At 72.7% G+C, this 6,004-nt stretch carries 7 protein-coding genes; 3 read left to right on the forward strand and 4 right to left on the reverse strand.

Annotated features, from left to right (window positions below; translation table 11 throughout):
• Positions 1 to 68: 68 nt before the first annotated feature.
• The 3 genes from ACFU6K_RS28590 to ACFU6K_RS28600 form a co-directional block, all read right to left on the reverse strand.
• Positions 69 to 419, reverse strand: a complete 351-nt coding sequence (locus tag ACFU6K_RS28590) for a VOC family protein (RefSeq protein WP_380667787.1) — start codon at positions 417 to 419, stop codon at positions 69 to 71.
• A gap of 1 nt (position 420) precedes the next feature.
• Entirely contained in the window at positions 421 to 612 is a 192-nt protein-coding gene (locus tag ACFU6K_RS28595; protein ID WP_380667789.1) for a CopG family transcriptional regulator, read from the reverse strand.
• A gap of 94 nt (positions 613 to 706) precedes the next feature.
• Complete coding sequence (locus ACFU6K_RS28600; RefSeq protein ID WP_380667791.1) at positions 707 to 1,009, reverse strand: hypothetical protein; 303 nt, start codon at positions 1,007 to 1,009, stop codon at positions 707 to 709.
• A 106-nt stretch (positions 1,010 to 1,115) separates the two neighbouring features.
• Here ACFU6K_RS28600 and ACFU6K_RS28605 point away from each other — a divergent pair, with 106 nt between their 5' ends.
• A complete protein-coding gene (locus ACFU6K_RS28605) occupies positions 1,116 to 1,532 on the forward strand; it encodes a hypothetical protein (protein WP_380667793.1) in 417 nt (138 codons plus the stop codon).
• Between the two features lie 161 nt (positions 1,533 to 1,693).
• On the forward strand, positions 1,694 to 2,269 hold the full coding sequence (locus ACFU6K_RS28610) for a TerD family protein (protein ID WP_049650185.1): 576 nt from the start codon (positions 1,694 to 1,696) through the stop codon (positions 2,267 to 2,269).
• Positions 2,270 to 2,347: 78 nt separating this feature from the next.
• Here ACFU6K_RS28610 and ACFU6K_RS28615 read toward each other — a convergent pair whose 3' ends face one another.
• Positions 2,348 to 3,649, reverse strand: a complete 1,302-nt coding sequence (locus tag ACFU6K_RS28615) for an FAD-dependent monooxygenase (protein WP_380667795.1) — start codon at positions 3,647 to 3,649, stop codon at positions 2,348 to 2,350.
• 284 nt (positions 3,650 to 3,933) lie between these two features.
• On the opposite strand from ACFU6K_RS28615, the gene ACFU6K_RS28620 reads away from it, so the two are divergent.
• On the forward strand, positions 3,934 to 5,976 hold the full coding sequence (locus ACFU6K_RS28620) for an FAD-dependent oxidoreductase (RefSeq protein WP_380667797.1): 2,043 nt from the start codon (positions 3,934 to 3,936) through the stop codon (positions 5,974 to 5,976).
• The last annotated feature ends 28 nt before the right edge of the window (positions 5,977 to 6,004 follow it).

Genomic DNA, 6,004 nt, shown 5'->3' on the forward strand with positions numbered 1-6,004 from the left:
GGGGTACGGCTGATCGCCGTACCGGCCCGTTTGCGCTCCGGTCCTACGGCTGCTGCCGCCGACCGTTGCTACGACTCGGACTTGGCCGGTGCCTGGAGGCTCCAGAGCCGCCCGTCGGGGTCGCGGACGGTCGCCATCCGGGTGCCGAAGTGGGTGTCCTCGAACGGGGTCTCCAGCTCCACGCCCTCGCCGGTACGGAAGGCGTCGGCGTCCGCCACCTTCAGCACCAGCTGCACCTGCGGCTGCCGGTCCGCCGGGATCTCGGCGATGAACAGGGTGGGGCTGTCGCCGTTGCGCAACTGACCGGAGTTGTGGTCGGTGGCGAACTCCAGCTCGTAGCCGAGGCCCTGGAAGAACTTCGCGGCCTTGCCCCAGTTGTGGGTCTCCATGAACACGGCTTCGATGCCCTCGGTGGTCATCTCAGTCCTCCTTGACGGATTTCTCGGACGGGTGCTCGTGCTGGGCGGCGGGGGCGTCGTCGAGGTAGGCGCGCAGCGCCTCGGCGACCAGTGCCGACAGCGACAGCTCCTGCTCGACGGCGCGGAACTTGACCTGCTTGATCAGCCAGATCGGCAGGTACACGTTGAACTGCTTCACATCCTCGTCTCCCACATCCACGATGCTAGCACCATAGCTTGCTAGCAAGGTAGCCGCAGGCGGGCGCGACCGTGCGGAAGGGGTGGAACTCGCGGGGGAGGAGGCGGGATCAGCGCGCCGTGCGCTCCGGCATCGGGTGCTCGGCGCCGGACAGCTCCAGGACGCAGGCGAGCGGATGCTCGGCCCGGCCGGTGCGGTCCAGCCGCACCGCGAGCGGCCTCGGCGGCCTCGGCGGCTCCTCGGCGACCTGGGCGGTGAGGGTCAGCGGATAGTCGCCGTGCCCGTGGACGCGGTGGAAGTCGCACTCCTTGCCGTCGACCAGCAGCTCGGTCTCGGTGATCCAGCCGGACCGGACGTTGACGGTCACCGAGTGCCCGCCCTGGTCGAGGTGGAAGCTGTACCGCTGGCGCATCGGGACCTCCGGCGACCGGGCCTGCGACGAGGGGAAACGGGGGGAAGAACCGAGGAGAGGGAAATCCACTGCCAGTCTAGGGCGGGAGGTCGCTAGGGTGCTCGGCATGCGGAGCACAGCGGGCGACCTGCGGCCGTACGGGCCGGACGAGGAGGTGGCCGAGGACGAATGCGTCCTCGGTCTGTACCGGGTGCCCGTCAAGGCGAGGACGGGGCGCAAGGCCGGCCCGGCGCCGCGGTCCGGGCGGCTGGAGGCCTGGGTCGACGGAGGCGCCCTGCGGGCCGTCCTGCGTCGCCTGGGTGCGCGGACCCTGCCCACCCTCGCCCGCCATGAGCCGGACCTCGACTTCAGCAGCCGGATCCGGCAGCCGTCGATGGCCGCGCTGGTACGGGAGATCGAGCAGGTGGACCTGGCCCGGCTCCCGGCCGCCGAGCGCGAGGTGCTGGGCCTGCTGCTGGGTTGGGGCCGCAGGGCGACGGCCGAGAACGGTGCGCTGCGGATCGGGATCGACGCCGCGCGGTGACCCCTTGGCCGGGCCGCGGCGGGTGCCCGTGCACGGTGCCCGCGCACGGTTCCCGGATGCGACCCGGAGAAATTCCCGGGGCGGGCCCGCCCGCAGACGGATTCTCGTGATCTCTACAGTGTTGTAGATTCGTCCACAGGGAGAGATCAGAGGAGGGCATTGTGGGAGTTTCGCTGGCCAAGGGCGGCAACGTCTCGCTGAGCAAGGAGGCGCCCGGTCTGAGCGCCGTGATCGTCGGTCTCGGCTGGGACGTGCGCACCACCACCGGGGCCGACTACGACCTGGACGCCAGTGCGCTGCTGTGCAACGCGCTGGGCAAGGTGGTCTCGGACCAGCACTTCGTCTTCTTCAACAACCTCCGCAGCCCCGAGGGTTCGGTCGAGCACAGCGGCGACAACCTGACCGGCGGCGGAGACGGGGACGACGAGCAGATCAAGGTCGACCTGGACCGCGTCCCGGCCGATGTGGCCAAGGTGGTCTTCCCGGTGTCGATCTACGACGCCGACGCCCGGCTGCAGAACTTCGGCCAGGTGCGCAACGCGTTCATCCGGATCGTCAACCAGGCCAACGGCCTGGAGATCGCGCGCTACGACCTGACCGAGGACGCCTCGACCGAGACCGCGATGGTCTTCGGCGAGCTGTACCGCAACGGCAACGAGTGGAAGTTCCGCGCCATCGGCCAGGGCTACGCCTCCGGCCTGCGCGGCATCGCGACCGACTACGGCGTCAACGTCTGACCGTCGTCCGTCGGTAGCGGTCGACACCCCTTCGCCCGAAGCGGGTTGACCGGGGTCTCGGCAGTCGTGGCCACGCGCTCAGTCGGTACGGCCGAGCGCGTGGCCGCCGAAGCCCCCGCCGCCGGTGAACTGGTGGTGCCACCAGGCGGTCATGGCCGGCTCGTCCATTCCCGACCAGTCCGGCGCCGCGGTGACCTGGGCCCGGCCCAGGGTGCGGCCCAGCTCCACCAACTCCCGCCCGGCCGCCGTCCGTTCGCGGTCGTAGGCGGTCAGCAGGGCCGCCCAGGAGCCGGCCGCCCGCCCGGCCAGCTCGAAGGCGTGGGCGTCCTGGATCGCCTTCACCGCGCCGCTGGTGTTGTGCGGGCGCACCACGGTGGCCGCGTCCCCGCCGATCAGCAGCCGTCCGGCCGTCCGGGCCGGGGCCGCCAGGTCGTAGACCGGCTGGAGGAAGGTCCGTTCGCGCGGGGTCAGGGTGACCAGGCCGGCCCAGTACGGCGGCAGGTGCCGCTCGGCCAGCCGGCGCAGCTCGTCCACCTGCTGGTCGGTGAGGCTGCCCGCCGGGATGCTGGTCGGGCCGTCCAGTCGCAGCCAGGCGGGGGTGGGGGCGTAGAAGACCCAGTTCACCTGGGTGCGGCCGGGCGCGACCCCGGGGATGCGGTAGATGACCACCTGGCCGCCGGGGTAGCAGGCGGTGATGCACTGTTCCTCCGGCCAGGGCGCCGCGCCGCCGGGCAACTCGGCCAGCAGGGCGGCGTCGTAGCTGCCGCGCCAGCACACGTACCCGGCGTACTCGGGCTCGGCCTGCGGGCAGACCGCCTCGCGGACCACCGAGCGGTAGCCGTCGGCGCCGATCACCAGGTCGTACGTCTCACGGCCGCCGTCCGTCTCGATCCAGGCGCCGCCCGGCACGTTGACGTCCGCCTCGCCCCCGTCCGGCCCGTTGCCCCCGTCCGCCTCGCCCCCGCCCGGCCCGTTGCCGACGGCCGTCACGGTGGCGCCCAGCCGGAACTCGACCTGCTCGGGCGTCCGTTCGCGCAGGGCCTGCCAGAGCACGCCCCAGTGGTGCGAGTGGAACGGGAAGGGTTGGGCCCAGAGCAGTCGCCCGCAGCCGTCCGGCCCGTCGCCCTCGCCGGCCGCGCCCCGGGCGACCCAGCGGCGAACGGTGAGGCGGTGGCGGCGGGTGTCCGCGTCGAGGTGTCCGGCCCGGACCAGTTCGTCGAAGCGGTCGTTGTGGGTGCACAGGCCCACGCCGCGGTCCTCCAGGTGCCCGGGGCTGCGTTCCAGCACCACCACCCGTTCCGCCCCGAGCCGGGCGGCCGCGCCGGCGAAGGCGCTCCCGGCGATGCTGCCCCCGACCACGGCCACCGAGCCACCGCGCACGGCCGCTCCTCTCCTGAGTCCCGAGCTCCGAGTCCGCGGCGTCTCCGCGATGTCCCCCCGCGACGGCCCCGCGATGTCCGGGACACGACGATACGCGTCCGGCCGGTCCCCAGCGCCGTGTTCGAGCCATCCGGAGGGCCCTCCCGGCAACCCGGACCAGCCTTATGCAACTAGTTGCATACCCCGCGGCCCGTCCCCTACCCTGCGGTAACAAAGCCCCCGGTCCACAACGCCCCCGGTCCACATCCCGGTCCACCCCCCAGCCCGCGCCCCAGGAGACGTCGATGAGCGCCCACCCCGGCAGCAACCGCTACCCGCACCTGCTCAGCCCGCTCGACCTCGGCTTCACCACCCTGCCCAACCGCGTGATCATGGGCTCGATGCACGTCGGCCTGGAGGAGGCCCCCGGCGGCTACGAGCGGATGGCCGCCTTCTACGCCGAGCGGGCCCGCGGCGGCGTCGGTCTGATCGTCACCGGCGGCATCGCCCCCAACGAGGCCGGGCGCCCCTGGGAGGGCGGCGCGATGCTGACCACCGAGGAGGAGGCCGACAAGCACCGCGTGGTCACCGACGCGGTGCACGCCGCCGGCGGCAGGATCGCCCTCCAGATCCTGCACTTCGGCCGCTACGCCTACCACCGCGACCTGGTCGCCCCCAGCGCGATCCAGGCCCCGATCAGCCCCTTCACGCCCAACGCGCTCACCGCCGAGCAGGTCGAGCAGACCATCGAGGACTTCGCCCGCTGCGCCGAACTCGCCCGCCGCGCCGGGTACGACGGTGTCGAGATCATGGGCTCCGAGGGCTACCTGGTCAACGAGTTCATCGTCGCCGCGACCAACCGGCGCGAGGACGAGTGGGGCGGTGCGTACGAGCGGCGGATGCGCTTCCCGGTGGAGATCGTCCGCCGGGTCCGCGAGCGGGTCGGCGAGGACTTCATCATCGTCTACCGCCTCTCCATGCTCGACCTGGTGCCCGGCGGCTCCACCCTCGACGAGGTCGTGCGGCTCGCCCAGGCCGTCGAGGCCGCCGGGGCGACCATCATCAACACCGGCATCGGCTGGCACGAGGCCCGCATCCCCACCATCGCCACCTCGGTGCCGCGCGGCGCCTTCGGCTGGGTGACGAAGAAGGTGATGGGCAAGGTCGGCATCCCGCTGGTCACCACCAACCGCATCAACACCCCCGAGATCGCCGAGCAGTTGCTCGCCGAGGGCAGCGCGGACCTGGTCTCGATGGCCCGCCCGCTGCTCGCCGACGCCGACTTCGTCGCCAAGGCGCGGGACGACCGCGCCGAGGCCATCAACACCTGCATCGGCTGCAACCAGGCCTGCCTCGACCACACCTTCAACCTCCAGATCACCTCCTGCCTGGTCAACCCGCGCGCCTGCCACGAGACCGAACTCGTCCTCGGGCCGACCCAGTCGCGCAAGCGGATCGGCGTCGTCGGGGCGGGCCCGGCCGGCCTCGCCTTCGCCGTCTCCGCCGCCGAGCGCGGTCACGACGTCACCCTGTACGACGCCGCCGAGGCGATCGGCGGGCAGCTGAACATCGCCCGGCGCATCCCCGGCAAGGAGGAGTTCGACGAGACGCTGCGCTACTTCCGCACCAGGCTGGCCGAGTTGCGCGTCACGCTGCGACTCGGCGCGACCGTCACCGCCGAGCAGCTGGCCGGGCAGGGCCACGACGAGCTCGTCCTCGCCACCGGCGTCACCCCGCGAACTCCCGTCGACATCCCGGGAATCGACCACCCCAGCGTGCTCGGCTACCTCGACGTGCTGCGCGACGGCGCGCCGGTCGGCGAGCGGGTCGCCATCCTCGGCGCGGGCGGCATCGGCTTCGACGTGGCCGAGTTCCTCACCGACCCGGGCGACGCGGCGAGCCTCAACCCGCCGGTGTTCCAGGCGAAGTGGGGCATCGACCCGGAGTACCGCGAGCGCGGCGGCCTGCGCGCCCCGGAGCGGCCGAAGCCCCCGCGCAGCGTCCACCTGCTCCAGCGCAGGACCAGCAAGGTCGGCGCCGGCCTCGGCAAGACCACCGGCTGGATCCACCGCACCGAACTCAAGCACCGCGGCGTGGTGATGGTCCCCGGCGTCACCTACGACCTGATCGACGACGCCGGCCTGCACATCACGGTGGACGGCGAGCGCCAACTGCTGCCCGTGGACACCGTCGTGCTCTGCACCGGCCAGGAGCCGCGCCGCGACCTGTACGAGGCGCTGCGCGAGCGCGGCCTGCCGGTGCACCTGATCGGCGGGGCCGACGTGGCCGCCGAACTGGACGCCAAGCGCGCCATCAAGCAGGGCACCGAGCTCGCCGCGGCGCTCTGAGCCCCCCGCGTTCCGCAGGGTCGGCGCC

Origin of the sequence: Kitasatospora sp. NPDC057512 (genome assembly GCF_042802135.1) — a bacterium.
In the GTDB taxonomy this organism is placed as follows: Bacteria; Actinomycetota; Actinomycetes; order Streptomycetales; family Streptomycetaceae; genus Kitasatospora.

Excerpts from the sequence above, each read along its gene's own strand:
- ACFU6K_RS28600 (WP_380667791.1), bottom strand. The coding sequence starts at position 1,009 with ATGCGCCAGCGGTACAGCTTCCACCTCGACCAGGGCGGGCACTCGGTG.
- ACFU6K_RS28590 (WP_380667787.1), bottom strand. The coding sequence starts at position 419 with ATGACCACCGAGGGCATCGAAGCCGTGTTCATGGAGACCCACAACTGG.
- ACFU6K_RS28605 (WP_380667793.1), top strand. The coding sequence starts at position 1,116 with ATGCGGAGCACAGCGGGCGACCTGCGGCCGTACGGGCCGGACGAGGAG.
- ACFU6K_RS28620 (WP_380667797.1), top strand. The coding sequence starts at position 3,934 with ATGAGCGCCCACCCCGGCAGCAACCGCTACCCGCACCTGCTCAGCCCG.